This window comes from Aquimarina spinulae, from assembly GCF_943373825.1.
GTDB lineage: Bacteria > Bacteroidota > Bacteroidia > Flavobacteriales > Flavobacteriaceae > Aquimarina > Aquimarina spinulae.
Genome location: NZ_CALSBP010000002.1, coordinates 325,439 through 341,288 on the forward strand (window position 1 = coordinate 325,439; position 15,850 = coordinate 341,288).

Sequence of the window (15,850 nt, forward strand, 5' to 3'; positions counted from 1 at the left end):
ATTTATGTGTTCAAATATAGGAAAATATTTTTTTGAAATACAAATACTAAATTAGTTTTTTAAATAAACTCGTCTTGACTTTTTTTGATTCAACCGAAAAAAGCCTCTATTCTCTAAGCGTTTTCAGGAAAAACCAAAAAAATATTTTTGTGAAGATTTAGTTTAAAAAAAGACCTTCCATTAAAATGAAAGGTCCTATTTTTTTAAAAGCCTGAATTCTTGTTATTTAGAATCCAATTTTATATTAAAACTTAACAAGCCTTAAGGTTTCTATATGTTTATTGGCTTGTATTTTTACAAAATAATTCCCAGAGGATTTTATTTGATCTCCTAACAGTATGGTACCCGGGTTTTTACTATACTTTTTATGGATCAATTCTTTTCCTAATAAGTTATATACGGTTATTGTAAATGTATCACTTTCTAATCTTGATACATCTATGGTAACAGTTTCTTCAAATGGATTAGGGTATATACTAACCTTATTTTCTGAAGTTCTCTCTTTTTGTCTAGTCGGTCTTTTTGTAAGTAAACCTTGACCAGCTGTAGTATTATATGCATAATCCTTGATTGTATATGACAATCCATCACTGGCTACAGTAGCATAAAACCATCCATAGTGTGTGTTCCCTCCTATTTTAAAGGTAAACCCTATATAACCAGATTTACTTCTCCAATCTGTATATGAAGATGAACTTACCACAAAACTATTAGAATTGGCTACAAAATTACTGGCTACACCAATCTCGATTCCTTCTCCGATAAATGTGGCATTACTAGTTGTTCCTTCACAAACCACATTTTTTCCATAGCTCACTAATCGAAGTGAATTATTAGTGAACCATGCTCCAAAATCATTATCATCACCAACTTCTATTCTAAAGAAATTCCAGGTACTTGAAGAGCTTGTTGTTTCGTCACTCATATCTACATAAACCACAGTTCCATTAGTAGCACAAGGACTGCAAGATCCTCCGCAATCAACTCCGGTTTCATTACCATTCTGAATTCCATCATTACAGGTTGGTGTAGTTGTACCTCCAATTCTTATGGTATAATCCTCTACTTCACCCAAATAAGTATCAGTACCACAAGGTGTTATTTTTGCTTCAGAACCATATCCAACTCGAACTCTCATTCGCAACGAAGTATTAGAAATTGCTCCAGAAGGAGGAGTTATATTAGCCGAATAAGGACCCGCACCATATCTGGAATACACTAACTCTCCTGCATCAGTAAAATCTCCATTATTATTCCAGTCAATCCATACGCCTACCGCATTATATGTCCAGGTATTATTATTCATGGTTATCGTTAATGCCGTTGCTTGCCCGTTAGTAAGGTTTGTAGACTGATTGGTAAAATCATTATATGCAGCATTTGTGGAACTATTATTTATAGATCCTAAGCTAACATTGGTAATGTGTAAGGTAGCATTTTGAGTAGTCGAAGCTGCACAGTAGTTTACATTTGTATTACAAGGGTTACAATCAGGCCCACCACAATCAACTCCGGTTTCATTACCATTCTGAATGCCATCATTACATGTTGGGTCTACTGTACAAGGGTCACAATCAGGCCCACCACAATCTACACCAGTTTCATTACCATTTTGAATACCATCATTACAGGTTGGATTCGAACTTCCTCCTTTAATAAACACAAAATAATCTTCTACTTCATCACCATTAGTTCTTGCTGTTCCACAAGGCTCAGGGGCAGTATGTATTTTATAACGTACTCTTAATCTGGTCGCGCCGCTTTTTGCAGTATTCGGAACTACAACTGTTTTTGTTATACCTCCGGCACCATTGGTTGCCAGTAAAACTTCTTCACCTGCATCTTCAAAATCTCCATCTTTATTCCAATCAATCCAAGCTCCAAAATAATTAGGGTCCCAAAAATCGATTCCCGGATTAACGGTTAAAGTATAAGACCCTCCTTTAACAAGATTGGTTCCCAGATTCGTAAAATCAGAATACGAACTATTTTCACTTTTATTAATGATATCCCCAAAGATCACTTCGTCTATATAGTTATTACCCTGATAACCCGCAGCACAATAATTTGTAGGCATAGGATCAGGATTTCCATCTGTTATACTAAAATTAGCATTGGTAACATCGAAAAAGATATGATTGGTACCTCTTACCATAATTCTATTTACACCTCCTTCATTGTCAGGTATAGTAATTTGTTGAGAACCATCATTAGGTACTGCCGAAGCTAATGTTATTGGGTATGTATTTCCACCATTTGTAGATAACAAAATATCAACAGTTGCTGCATTTACCCCATTTCCTGTAGTTCCTGCTACATTCCAGGTTACCGTTTGTGTAGAACCTACGGGCGCATCAAATCTAGTGTTTTGAGAAGTAACCACAAAAGGACCAGCAGTTCCACTTACCGTAATAACAGCATCCTTAGAATCTGTATTACCTCCTCCCGGATGATTATCCCTTACTGTGAATCTAAAATTCATAGTTCTAGCAACAGAAGGTGTTACCTCCCATTCAGAAGAAGCATTTCCAGCTTTTATGGTAGAAAGGTTAGGCATATAACGATTTGGAGAGGATGAAGGTGGTTTATAACGGAATAAAGGGCCGCTAGTTGACGTAGCACGAGGAGGCATCGGAGCTATTTCTTTATCCATTTGGTTCCAGGTATATGTTAGTTGGCTGGAGGCAGTATTAGGATCAGTAGCTGATCCTTCTAATATAAATGGAGTAGATCTTGGAATCGTATAATTACCTCCTATACTAGCTACTGGCGCACTATTACCTATTGATCTTAAGGTAGCACAACTTTCAATGCTTACAATATGATTCCACATTTCATCTATTTGTTTCGCATGAAAAAAAACATATTGCGTATTTTCTGTATTAGGAGCACAACCTGTATATGCCATGATAGTATTACCCCCTCCTGGTTCAACAGCACCTTCGTCAAGACGATTACCCCCACAGGAGTTGTTAAACGAATGGTTAGCACCGAATTGATGGCCTATTTCATGAACGAATGTGCGATAGAAATAATCTGCGACAGATGTGAAAGGATGTGCGCCAGTAGCTCCCTGGGCTTTTTTACTATCATCACACACAGCTCTTAAAGCTCCACGTCCAGTCCCATCTGAATCTAAAACATGACCAATATCATAGTTAGCGTTACCAATTGCGGCATCAAGAACACCTTGACCTTCATTTACCGATATTGAAGTATTACCATGGGTAATACCATCAGTTGCTCCATCAAGAAAAATGGAATTCTCAATATTAGATACTAATTCAAACGTAGTTCCTAGATCTCTTTCATAAACCGCATTCACTCTGGTCATCAGTGCATTCAACTCGGCAAGTACTGCCGCTTTCCTTTGTTGAGTTGAACCATTTGTAACGCCTGCCTTATCAGTATAAATTTTAGACAATTCTCCTGTTACTGCTATAGCCATTCGATAGACTCTAACACGACCATCATTAGCATCTTTTCTTGCTTTGTTTAATTTTGCCGCTTGCTTTGTACTTTTTTCTGAAAAAGTTTCGGCTGCATTATCAATTATCTGACAGTTAATTGGTTCTGATCCATCCGTTTTTGAAGTAACCATATACGTTTTACTAGTACTAGCAGAAGGTTTGATATTGGTTATTGTAGCATCAGGTCTCATAATCATAGCTCTAAAGTTATTATGCCCCAAACTAAAATGTACTACTTCGTTTTCTCCGTTAACAGATGTACCAACATATGATTTAATATCTGGGAACTTTTTGGCTAAATCCGGATGCAAAACATTGGTTTCCTTTATACGGTATTCTTTAAATCTTCCGTCTTCGGTAGGAAGTATGATAATGACATTTGATTTTCCAAATGAATTAAATCTTTTTGGACAATGAGATAAAGCTTCTTTAAATTTCTCAACACTAAGATCGTACGTGTTTTGGTGTGAAGTTTCTGTATTCTTCTTAGAAGAAGAAATGTTTTCGTTTTCAATAGGGCTACTATTTTTTTTCCAAAAATTATTGGTTTGCGAAAATCCAAATTGGAAAACAAATAAGCCTACAAATAAGACAAGTTGATTTTTCATGATTTAATTTTTTAATAGTTAATGAAGTTGTTGATAAATGGGAATCAACACCTTTTGCAGAAGCAAGCAATGAATTGGAAAACTCACTGTAGCTTTTAGCAACAATACTTTCATTGAATAGCACGCATACTGCCATTCTTTACTAATGATTTTTGTGAATTCATAACCTAAGCTTAATGGTGATTAAAAAAATTGAAGAATTTAAACAACCTCTCTTGATTTGATTTCAAAGGGGATTGTATTAGATTAAAACCACTCGTTATGTTCTACACTTTACTGCCAAGGTCGAAAATAAACAGTCTATTTCAGTTAAGAATTATTCGACTATAACTCTTACCGAATCTGTTCGTTTTCCTAGCTTAACTGTTACCAAATACAGTCCCGCACTTAATTGATTTGCATTAAACTGAACTGTTTTGGTTTGCTTCTTTTAGTGTACTAAACTCTGTTGCTTTGCCAGGGTTTTGTTTTTTTTAGTAAGGCTTGTTTTTGAAGTATTTTTTCAAATTCTTTAGCTTTTTCAAAAGCCTCTGGGTTCTGTTTGTAGTATTCTTGCTGAGTTTCCTCGAATGAGCAACTCTTTTCTTTTTGGTGTTGACCCATAATCGGCCAAATTATCAACCCCATTAGAATCGATAAAAACGTGTTTGTTGTTTTCATTAGATAGTTAAGTTTTGTGTTAGTTCACAAAATTAACGCTATTCTAACCCTCTGAAATATACTATACTAGCAACACTTAATACTATCTTACCAAGAATAGCTTATATTTCAATATTTTAACATTTAAATTCAATAAACAATCAACAAAAACAACAAATTGATGAGTATTTTAAACAATAAATGTTAATTAATTAAATAATTCACACCAATTATTGAACAAAACTCAGCAAGGCAGATTATTTTCTTATAAAAACCTAATCTCGATACAATTTTTTTTCATTATCATTTCAAAAAATCACTCGATTTGACGGCTTTTGATTTTTAAACCTTTACATTGAAATCAGGTCTACACTGGGATTGGTTCAACCAACTATTTTGAATGCGCTTTACAAGCTTTTCAAAACAAAGATGCCCTCTTCACCACAAATGGATCCCAGTCTACACTGGGATTGGTTCAACCAACCATTTTGAATGCGCTTTACAAGCTTTTCAAAACAAAGATGCCCTCTTCACCACAAATGGATCCCAGTCTACACTGGGATTGGTTCAACCAACTATTTTGAATGCGCTTTACAAGCTTTTCAAAACAAAGATACCCTCTTCACCACAAATAGATCCCAGTCTACACTGGGATTGGTTCAACCAACTATTTTGAATGCACTTTACAAGCTTTTCAAAACAAAGATACCCTCTTCACCACAAATAGATCCCAGTCTACACTGGGATTGGTTCAACCAACTATTTTGAATGCGCTTTACAAGCTTTTCAAAACAAAGATACCCTCTTCACCACAAATGGATCCCAGTCTACACTGGGATTGGTTCAACCAACTATTTTGAATGCGCTTTGCAAGCTTTTCAAAACAAAGATACCCTCTTCACCACAAATAGATCCCAGTCTACACTGGGATTGGTTCAACCAACTATTTTGAATGCGCTTTGCAAGCTTTTCAAAATAGGGTTTCACTCAATCTTAAAAAGTTTATTTTTCATGCAATAGATCACGAGGCCTACCCTGGTTTTTACTTCTAACTTCTTAAAAACCGTTTCTCTATAATTCTCTATAGTCTTAGGACTCAACCCCATTTCTCCGGCGATACTCCTGTAGGTAAGTTCTGAACATGCATATTTTAAAAATACTCGTTCCTTATCGGTTAATTTCTCCTGTAGGTTTTTACTGCCTCCTGCTTCTTCAGAATTACGTAGTGCGGTTTCTATCTTACCCGAATAATAAAATCCTTGCTCTATCACCATTTTCATAGCAAATTCAAAATTTTCGGGATGTATATCTTTTAGCAAGTATCCTTTGGCTCCCGCTCTAAGCATTCTAATAATGGTTTCTTCGTCATCTTCCATCGTTAGTGCCAGTACTTTTTGATCCGGTCGATTTTCTTTAAGCCATTGCATCGTTTGCACACCATCCATCACAGGCATTTTTACATCCAAAAGAATAAGGTCTGGTGTCTTTCTTTTATGTAAGTAATATTGCGTAAGCTCTTTTCCGTTTTTTAGAATGGCCAACACCTCATATTCCTCAAGTTTAGATATTAAACTCTCCAGTGATTGTGCAAATAAAAGATGATCATCGACAATAACTATAGTCTTCTTCTTCATCTGTTTTTTTTTATTGAAGTAATTTAAGCTTTTTTCAATTCGCTATAAAAATGCTTAAATCACTTCATTATTTATTAATTATCAGATCAAATTCGCCATTATACGTTTTGGATGGTATCAATATTAGTTAAGAATGGCTCCTTTTATCTGTATTGTTTTTTTTATTTATAGTATTTAATTACCTATTTTTTCAAACATTTAAATCTTATAAGTATCTACATTGAAGCATCGCTTCGTATTTAAGAACTCATCTTGAGTAATGTTTTTGCCTACAAAATTCACATTTTCTACCCTAATTTTGCTATTTTTTTCAACGTAGCTAAGGCTATGCAGAAAAAAATTAACTTCATTATCGCACAAAAGCCAAACTTTTCGGCTTAAAACCACTACTCAAGATGAGTTCTAATACAAATGTATTAAATCAATCGTTAAGTTGTATAGGATATGACAAGGTAAGTACAACTCCTTTTCCTGGTGAAGATGTATAATCCAGTTTTGCGTTTACGAGAGATGCACGGCTTTTCATATTTAACAAACCAGAATTTGCCTGGACAGATTTTGGATCAAACCCAACACCATCATCCTGCACTCTAATATTGAGTGCCTCTGGAGTATATTCTAAAACTACTTCGAGGTTTGAAGCTTCTGCATGTTTTATGGTATTAGAGAAAAATTCCTGAATGATACGATATAGGATAATCTCATCTTTGGGGTTTATATATACTTCTTCTCCTTTTACAGTAAGTGAAGGCTTTAAAAAATTAAGTTTCTCAAAACGTTTGAGCTCTACAGTAATAGATTTTTCTAGCCCTACATTTTGAATCACTTCGTGATTTAAGGTCTTAGACAAAGTACGTATTTCTTGCAGGCTGTCACCCACTAATTTTCTAACATCTTGTAGTGATTCTGATGCTTTATCATCTATGGTAGCTCCCATAATATTAATTTGCATCACGGCAGTCGATAATAGTTGCCCAATATTATCATGCAGCTCCCAACTCACATTTTTAAGCGCTTGCTCCTGTATCTCTATACGGGATTTAAAAATCTCATCCTCAAAGCGTTGTTCTGCCCTAAATTTATCAAGAAGTAGTTTATTTTTTCGACGCTGAAATGCCACGAAGAATATGATACCAAATACTACAAAAAATAGAATAATAATGGTAAAATATATAATTAATAAGATCTGTTCTTTCGCGAGCATACTATAAATCCAATAGTGTAGCAAGTATACATAAAAATATTTGCTACAGTAAGAATTATTCTATAAATATTAACAAATTCAGGGTCTCTAGAACTACTATAATATGATCCATAAATAAAAATTGGAGTAATCGTCAAATGAAATATTAAAGCACCTACTGAAATATAAGAAACTATTGATTTGTAAAAAGTAAGTATTTCATCACTTTTAAATATCTCATAAAAATATATTATAGCGCTTAAAAAAATTAATATAGAACCTGCTATATAATTTGATGATGATATTTTAAAATAAAACTCATCTGAGAATAATAAATTTAACGAACTACCTAAAACATAAATAATTGATAAGAAACTTAAATAAGCTGTAAATTTTTGATCTTTAAGGTTACTTCGAAAATAAAGAATATAGAAAGTAAAACTAACAATATGAAATGTATTGTAAATTGGGTAATTGCTTTTTTCTAAAAACGTTCCTTTTAAAAACGAAAAGCTTTCAAAATTATTAACACAAACCGTTATCCAACCAAATATTACTTCAATAAAAACTGTCAACCAAAGAAAATAAACAAAATATCGGGTTGATAATTTAACCCGATATTTTGTTATATATATAAGCCCTGCAACAGCAGCCATTAATTCCACTGTATTTATTATAGCTAAAAACATTATTAATAAATGTTGGGAGGATTACCAGCTCCACCAGAATTATAAGGCTCAATATCATAATTATTAGGTGCACTATCACCACCTTTTCCTAATTCACCAGCAGGTGCTCCTGTTGGTGCTAAAAAGATAGTTGAATATCCCTTTTTACTTTTACATTTAGATTCAGGATATGCACCAAAGTACATTCGAATCCCTGGGTTATCAATCCCTTGTTTTTTAGATTTCTTTTTTACGTATTTAAGATATTCCTGTAATTCTTCGACACTCCAATAAAATTCTCTGGTATCTTCGAATCCAATACACTTATCAATTTCTGGTGTTCTTGTACAGCACCACACATGCTGAAGCTCTTTAGCTTCTTCCTTGGTAATGCATTTCGCAGGTCTTTTTTTTCCTTTTTTCCCTTTTTTTGGTAGTTCTTTTCCCATAACGTTATATAATTTTAGATTAAATTAGGTTAGACTTACGCTAATATATCCAAAAAACATGCAGCAAAGCAAATACATGCTACCTTAAAATCAAAAACCACACACACCATAAACAGCATCAAACTCCTGTTTCTCAACACCATAAAGCACTTAAAAAAAATCTGAAAAATATTACAAGGGGTATTTACCCCTATTGCTAAAAGGGTGTTTTCCCCCTATTCACCTCGATTAATCTGAAATGCGTTAGTTTGAGTGAAATTCTGTTAAGAATTTTGTATCGACCTTTCGATAAACTCAAGATGGTAAGCATTTCAATACTAAAAACCTATTCTCGATAGTCCTGCTGAGCTTGTCGAAGTACAATTTTACTCATTCTAATCGTAAAATTCACTCGAATTGACGGTTTTTATACCCCTTGAAATATTAATCGAAACTCAGATTATTACTATTACTAGCCCGCGCACAGGGTTGAGTTCTCCCTACAGCGATGGAGCCTTATCTTGTTACGAGGAAAAGTATCCTTATGCTGATGATCGACAAAAAGAGTGCGAGAAAAGATATCTTTATACCGATGATCGACAAAAAGAGTGCAGGGAAGTCTTTTCTTACTGCAAAGGGAAGGTATTCATATACTATACCTTATAAAAGATAGACTTTTACATGAAATATTCCTTCAACAGATAATCGTGAAGTTGTGGATTCCAGCCTACGCCGGAATGACAAGCTCTTAGACTCAGACTTACACTATAAAACCAAACAACATTGCCGACTTAAGGTAACATACGTTTTATAACTGTCTGGCATTTTTCCTTTTTCTCTGATACCAGAGTACACCTATACAAAGTAATATCAACACTCCTAAGCCCATAACCCAATACAACATCGTATTGTCTTTAAAAGGAATTGGAGACGAGTCCCCAACCAAATAGAACCCACCCCAATAAAAGGGATCTGTTCGATTAATATGTGCTGTATTGAGGTATTGTAATTTGGCTTGTTGCAATGCTCTGGCTTTATGCATTCCTGCTTTAAGATTGGTGTAAAAATATTTCATCAATTCGGGAGTAGTTTGATCCGATATTTCCCAACTACTCAACAATAAACTTTTGGTTCCTGCATACTGAAAAGCATTACCCAGGCTCATAATACCTTCTCCCTGAGCTATTTTTCCCGATCCGGTATTGCAGGCACTAAGCACAGTGAGTTCTGCAGGGATATTCATAGCAAACAGTTCATGGCTATACAGATAACTATCTTCTATAGTATCTTTCCCTTTGGTGAATAAGAGTTTAGAATTTTCGGGATGCTCGTTGTCTACATCACCGTGCAATGCCAAATGCAGGATGTTATATTGACCAGCATTTTTCTTAAAATTAGCTTCTATTGCTTGTGACCCGAAATAGTATTGCCCATCGATAATATCTGAAATTGCTTTGATCTCTTTACGGGTTCCCGGTAAATCATAATTAGTAGCTCTTAGCGCAGCAAGGCTCATTGTATTTGTATCTATAATCTCACCATCAGAAAAAGAAAATGCAAGGCATTCTTGTCGTTTTTTGGATTGAAAATCACTTTTAAAAGGAGCAAACAGTAAATTCGCAGAACTGGCATAACTTATAGCATATTCTTTGAGAAGATATGATAGTGCTTTAGGGTCGTATGATAAATCATTTTGAGTGAGCAACAAATCAAAATTAAGATGCCATAACGAACCATCAGGAACAATAATAAGTTGATCACCTTTGATTTTATCTTTAACAGGAGCAATTAATTGACTGTACAATGTATAAGAAATCGTCTTAAATACTATCGTATTTTTAGCAACAACAGCAGCTCTTAGCGCTTCAATATTCTTGTTGAGTTCTAGTGTATGTAGTGTGGTTACTTTTATCTCTTTTTTAGAAATCGTAAACGCATAGGTACTGCTATCTGACACAAAAAACTCCAACAATGTAGTATTCTCATTTAATTTTTCCTGGATTTCGGTAACAGATATGATTTCGTTTGGATGTTTTAACTGGTAATATTTAGGATAGTTTTTTTCTATAATTTGAGTAAGAGAATCTTGTTTTCTATCAAGATCAAATAGTTTGTTTTCATAAGTTGTAATTTTAGCAGTATCCACAATCTGTTTAGATCGTTCTTGTATCCTCTCTGAAATACAAAGAGAACGTTCTGATTTTAGATGTTGCTCCAGATCGAGGATAGTTTTTGGCAAACCAGCAAAGCTCTTTGCATTAGAGTCTGCTAATAATTCTTTTAAGGTATTGGCTTTACTTCTTTCAGCATAATAAAAAGCTTGTTGCAGTGATTCTTGCTTTTGATCAATTTGATGAAGTAACAATTGTGCTTGTATAGCTGCTGCATATATTTTTTGAGTTTGTTTAGCAAAAGTAAGTTTATCCTGATAGGTATGTAATGATTCTCGTATACCATACATTAAATTATCTGCTTTTTGATAAGCAACTATACTTTCCTTAAGATCTCCTGAATTATTATCAACAGTATATCGCTCTTGCAATATCCTGGCTTTACCATAAAAAGTACCCAATAAGACATTTAAATCCATATAATCTCCTGGATTTAAATCTTCTGCATCATTATTTTTCTTATCAGGATTGGTGTTAGCTATAATAGCTTTTTCATAATACTGTATCGCTTTTTTATAGTGTTTAGTTTGATGGTATAGCTCTGCGATCTGGTTATAGGATTTTGCGGTTCTGGGATGATGATTACCATCGGTACGAAGCCTAATTATTATACTTTTTTGCAAATACTCTAGAGCTTTTTCATACTGCTTTTGCTCTGTATAGAGATTTGCAATCTTATCAAGAACATCACTGATATAGTAACGACTTTCTCCAAATAGCCGTTTTTGAACTTTTAACGTTTTTTGATAAAACCGTAATGCTGTTGTATAGTCTTTCTTTAAAACATAAAGATCTCCCATGTCAAGATAAGTATACGAGGTATCGGAATGATATTCTCCTTGTGTATTGAGTCTTATAGCTAAGGCCTTTTGATAGTAATCCATAGTTAATCCATATTCTTCTTTAGCTTTATAAACGTTTGCTATATTATTATACGTACGCGCCACAGCACTATGATTTCGTCCCAATGTACTTAGATAATTTGTAACAGTTTTTTTATAAAACAATAAAGCCTTATCATACTCCTCTTTAAATTGAAAAACAATACCAATATTATTATAACTGGTTCCTATAAAAGAATGTCTTTTTGGATACACTTTTAAATCAATATTTAAAACCGCATCAAAATAATACATAGATTGATCATATCTCCCTTTTTTAAAAAAAATAAGACCTATTTCATTATACACTTTTGATATTTTTGCATGATTTTTTCCGATTTTTTTGATTAGAATTTTTAACGACTTATTGAAATATAGTAAAGCTATATCATGCCTTCCCTTGTTTCGATATACAACTCCTATACTTGTATAACAAAGTGCAACATTAGGATGATGTTCTCCAAAAACATCTGTCACAATAGCTAATGCTTTTTTCTGATTCTCTAAAGCATCATCATATTGATCTAATCGCTCAAGAATATTTCCTATATGATTGTAACAAAAAGCTGCTTCTGGGCTATTCTCCCCAAAAATAAGAGTTCTTATTACTAAAGCGCTTTGGTAGCTCTCTAACGCTAAATTGAATTTTCCCAGATGATAATACGTCGTCCCAATATCTATATAACTATCGGCTATTTTTTGGTGTTTTTTACCAAAAGTGTTTATTCTAATCGTTAAGGCTTTTTTGTATTGTTCCATTGCCTTATCATATTGTGCTAATACATGATGAATGGTTCCTATATTATGATAACAATCGGCCACACGATGATCTTTATCCCCAAAAGCATCCCTCTGAATAGTCAAAGCTTTTTGGTAATACTCCATCGCCTCTTCGTATTGATCTTGTTGCTTAAGAATATGCCCAATATCATTATAGGAATACGCTACCTGAGGATGATCATCACCAAACATCTTTAATCGTATAGCCATTGCTTTTTTAGCATATACCATCGCCTGATCAAAATTGTAATTGGCCTTGTGAGCTTTTGAAATTTTACCACTACAATCGGCTACTCTTTGTTGAGTGTTTGATTGCTTATATATTGTTAATGCTTTCTCGAAATATACCAATGCACTATCTTGTTTTCTATCGGTCAACCACTCTTCTCCTTTCGAGTAGTACCGAGCAGCAATGATGGTATCTTGTGTAGATTGTGCATGAATGGTACCACAGGAAATCAAACAAAGAATAAGAAAAACGATTTTGATAGGAAATAGGAATTTAAAAAAGCGCATAAGAATACTCATGTTCAAGCAATTACAAAACAGAATTAGATCTAAGAAAATTCACATCAGCTAAAGTGATTTTCGATAGACTCAACAGAACTATCAAAAAACCTAATTTCGATACAATTTTTCTCCGTGTCACTATGAAAAATCACTCAATTTGACGGTTTTTTGAAATTAAACTCTTACATCAAATTCAGATTACAAAGATCGCAAAAATGTTGCTTATGATAAACATCGGTCCTAACATTAAATCAACGAGTGTTAATACTTATTCTTTGGTAGCTAATAGTTAAATTGTAGATTATGGTTATTTGTCATCCAAGTCCTTCGGCTTAGCTAGGATAAACTAAAAGATATTCGGGCAGTCACATTGAGCTTGTCGAAATGCAATAGGACTTATTACCGCAATTGGATCTCGATACATTTTTTCTCCATTACATTTCGAAAAAACACTCGATCAGACAATATCTTATTAATTAAGCTTACATCAAATACCTATGTTAAATGAAAAATTATCGGGAGCTTCATACTGACTTTATTTTGTATTACCTTAAAACTCAATTAACTTAAAACTGCATTTTTCTTTCATTCGTTTTTGTGCAATGTGGTTGATTGCAGTTTCGGTTAGTTGTAAAACTCTTGGGTATCCTCCTGTAGTTTGACAATCTCTCATTAATACAATCAAACTTCCTGATGGAGTTAATTGTATTGTACCGGGTAAAACAGGTGATGTAATAATCGAAGATAATATATTTGGTATCTTCTCTTCTAACTGAATTGCCATTCGGTTTATGGTATTAGAAATTGTAAAAACAGATTCTAATACTTTAGATTTTTGGGCATCATTTAGCATATCAAATTCAGGTCCTTTATACACTTCTAATTCATTTGAATTTCCTAAAAACAAAGGCGGAGAAATTGTAGAAAAATGATCCCTATAATCACTACTACTTTGATATGGAATTTTGTCATTTTTATCCAATCGAAACCGAGGTGTAATTGACTTATAAAAAGATCTACTGCATAACACTTCTTCTGAAAAGAATCCGCCCTTAATTCCTACATATCCATAGATCCCTTTCTTACAAAAATTTACTTTAAGAATATCATTTTTTAAGACTCTAATCTCACGATACATTTCTATTTTTTTATCATTCAAAAATGCATCTGTTTCACCGCCCGTTAAAACAATAGTTGTCTCTTCATGAAATTTTAAAACAGGAGGTTGGATTGTCCACTCGATACATGCAGAATTTTTAGGATTACCCAATATTAAATTTGCAAATCCAAATGACACCTGATCCATTGCTCCACTTTTTGGAACTCCGTATTTTGAAAAACCAAAACGCCCTTCGTCCTGTATTGTTGTAGAAAGTCCCGGCTTAACTATTTCGACATCCGCAATCATAAACTAATAGATTCTGGCATATAAGTATTATTTAAAACAGAAGTACTTATATCGTTATACTCATTTTCTTCTATCGATATAAACTGAATTTTATCTCCCGATGATATAAAGCAACAATTTTCTGTTTTAGGGTTGAAAAAATCCAGAGGACACATCCCAATTACATGCCATCCTCCAGGACTGTTTATAGGATATATTCCTGTCTGACTTCCACCAATTGCCACAGCACCTTTTTTGACATGTAAAGAAGGTGTCATTTTTCTAGCATTATGCAATTGATCATCAAGACCACCCAAATACAAAAAGCCTGGTAAAAAACCAATAAAATATGCAGTATACAATGGAGTAGTATGCAACCTAATTATTTCTTCTACCGTAAGCGATTTACTTTCTGCAAATGCTTTTAAATCCTGAGCAAGAGAAGTAGTGTAGCAAACAGGGATTTTCCACAGTCTACTTTCAGACCTTGTCTCACCAAATCCTTTAGAATACAATGATTTTAGTGTCAAAACTTCACTATAGAAATCTTCTATAGTAGATATATAATAAATTAATAACGAGTTATATGCAGAAATCACCTCAACAATTAGTTTATCATAAGAAGAAAGTATATATTTTTTAAAAGAAAGTAGGTTTTGAAGGATATTTTCGTCAATTTCAGAAGGCCATTCTATTAAAATTGCTCTTTCAGAATATCTTTTGTATTGTAATTCATATTTCATAAGCTTCCAATTACAGTAAATTTAAAATCGAAAACTCCTTATACAAATACTTCAAAATCTGAACAGATTTTGGATTGTCTCCATGCACACAAATCGTATCAAAAAAAATCGGGACTTCTACTCTATTTTTAGTTTTCACTTTCCCTTCGGTAACCATTCTTTTTACATGATCAAAAACTTCTTTTGGTTCTGTAAGCAAAGCTTCTTTTTCTTTTCTTGAAACCAATGTCAAATCATCATTATAATTTCTATCTGCAAAAGCTTCGTATTTGACCTCAAAATCTTCACGGGAAAGATACGATAATTTAGCATTTTTCAAAGTAACTATAGGTAAACTTCTATCGATATTTTTTACAGCTTCAATAATTGCTAAAGCCACTACTTCATTTTTTACTGCTTCATTATAAAGTGCTCCATGTGGTTTTACATGGTGTAGTTTCCCTCCTGCTTTTTCGGTTAAGGATTTTACCAATTGTATTTGTTTGGTTATTGTTTTCACCAAATCATCATATGGCATTTCAACTTTGGTTCTTCCAAAATTTTCGCGATCGGGGTATGATGGATGTGCACCAATTTTTACATTATGCTGTATTGCCAACTCGACTGTCTTTTGAATTACTTCTGCATCTCCTGCATGGCTTCCACATGCAATATTACACCAAGAGATATATTGCATAATTTCGGCATCAAAACCTGCTTCTTCCCCCACATCTGCATTAAGAATAATTTTCTTCATATTCCTACATTT

Annotated in this window: 10 protein-coding genes and 1 pseudogene; all 11 read right to left on the reverse strand. The window is 33.6% G+C overall.

The window, feature by feature from the left end; genetic code table 11:
- Nucleotides 1-244: 244 nt before the first annotated feature.
- A complete protein-coding gene (locus tag NNH57_RS07080; protein WP_108809397.1) occupies nt 245-4,078 on the reverse strand; it encodes a zinc-dependent metalloprotease in 3,834 nt (1,277 codons plus the stop codon).
- A 316-nt stretch (nt 4,079-4,394) separates the two neighbouring features.
- A pseudogene (locus tag NNH57_RS26540) lies at nt 4,395-4,493 on the reverse strand (hypothetical protein); the annotation flags it as partial.
- Nucleotides 4,494-4,516: 23 nt separating this feature from the next.
- Nucleotides 4,517-4,738 carry a hypothetical protein gene (locus tag NNH57_RS07085; protein ID WP_074409256.1) on the reverse strand — a complete coding sequence of 74 codons (222 nt, stop codon included), beginning with the start codon at nt 4,736-4,738 and terminating at the stop codon, nt 4,517-4,519.
- A gap of 962 nt (nt 4,739-5,700) precedes the next feature.
- A complete protein-coding gene (locus tag NNH57_RS07090; RefSeq protein ID WP_074409257.1) occupies nt 5,701-6,351 on the reverse strand; it encodes a response regulator transcription factor in 651 nt (216 codons plus the stop codon).
- 421 nt (nt 6,352-6,772) lie between these two features.
- Nucleotides 6,773-7,555, reverse strand: coding sequence for a sensor histidine kinase (locus NNH57_RS07095; protein ID WP_074409258.1), 783 nt, complete (start codon nt 7,553-7,555; stop codon nt 6,773-6,775).
- Entirely contained in the window at nt 7,528-8,223 is a 696-nt protein-coding gene (locus tag NNH57_RS07100) for a hypothetical protein (protein ID WP_132065746.1), read from the reverse strand. The genes NNH57_RS07095 and NNH57_RS07100 overlap by 28 nt, the downstream gene beginning before the upstream one ends.
- 2 nt (nt 8,224-8,225) lie before the next feature.
- Entirely contained in the window at nt 8,226-8,651 is a 426-nt protein-coding gene (locus tag NNH57_RS07105) for a hypothetical protein (RefSeq protein WP_074409260.1), read from the reverse strand.
- A gap of 787 nt (nt 8,652-9,438) precedes the next feature.
- Entirely contained in the window at nt 9,439-12,990 is a 3,552-nt protein-coding gene (locus NNH57_RS07110; protein WP_108809395.1) for a tetratricopeptide repeat protein, read from the reverse strand.
- A 532-nt stretch (nt 12,991-13,522) separates the two neighbouring features.
- Complete coding sequence (locus tag NNH57_RS07115; protein ID WP_108809394.1) at nt 13,523-14,380, reverse strand: 5-oxoprolinase subunit C family protein; 858 nt, start codon at nt 14,378-14,380, stop codon at nt 13,523-13,525.
- The gene (pxpB, locus tag NNH57_RS07120) at nt 14,377-15,102 is read right to left on the reverse strand and encodes a 5-oxoprolinase subunit PxpB (RefSeq protein ID WP_108809393.1); all 726 of its coding nucleotides are present in this window, start codon (nt 15,100-15,102) and stop codon (nt 14,377-14,379) included. Before pxpB ends, NNH57_RS07115 begins: the two co-directional genes overlap by 4 nt.
- Nucleotides 15,103-15,112: 10 nt before the next feature.
- Entirely contained in the window at nt 15,113-15,838 is a 726-nt protein-coding gene (gene pxpA / locus NNH57_RS07125; RefSeq protein ID WP_108809392.1) for a 5-oxoprolinase subunit PxpA, read from the reverse strand.
- Nucleotides 15,839-15,850 lie beyond the last annotated feature (12 nt).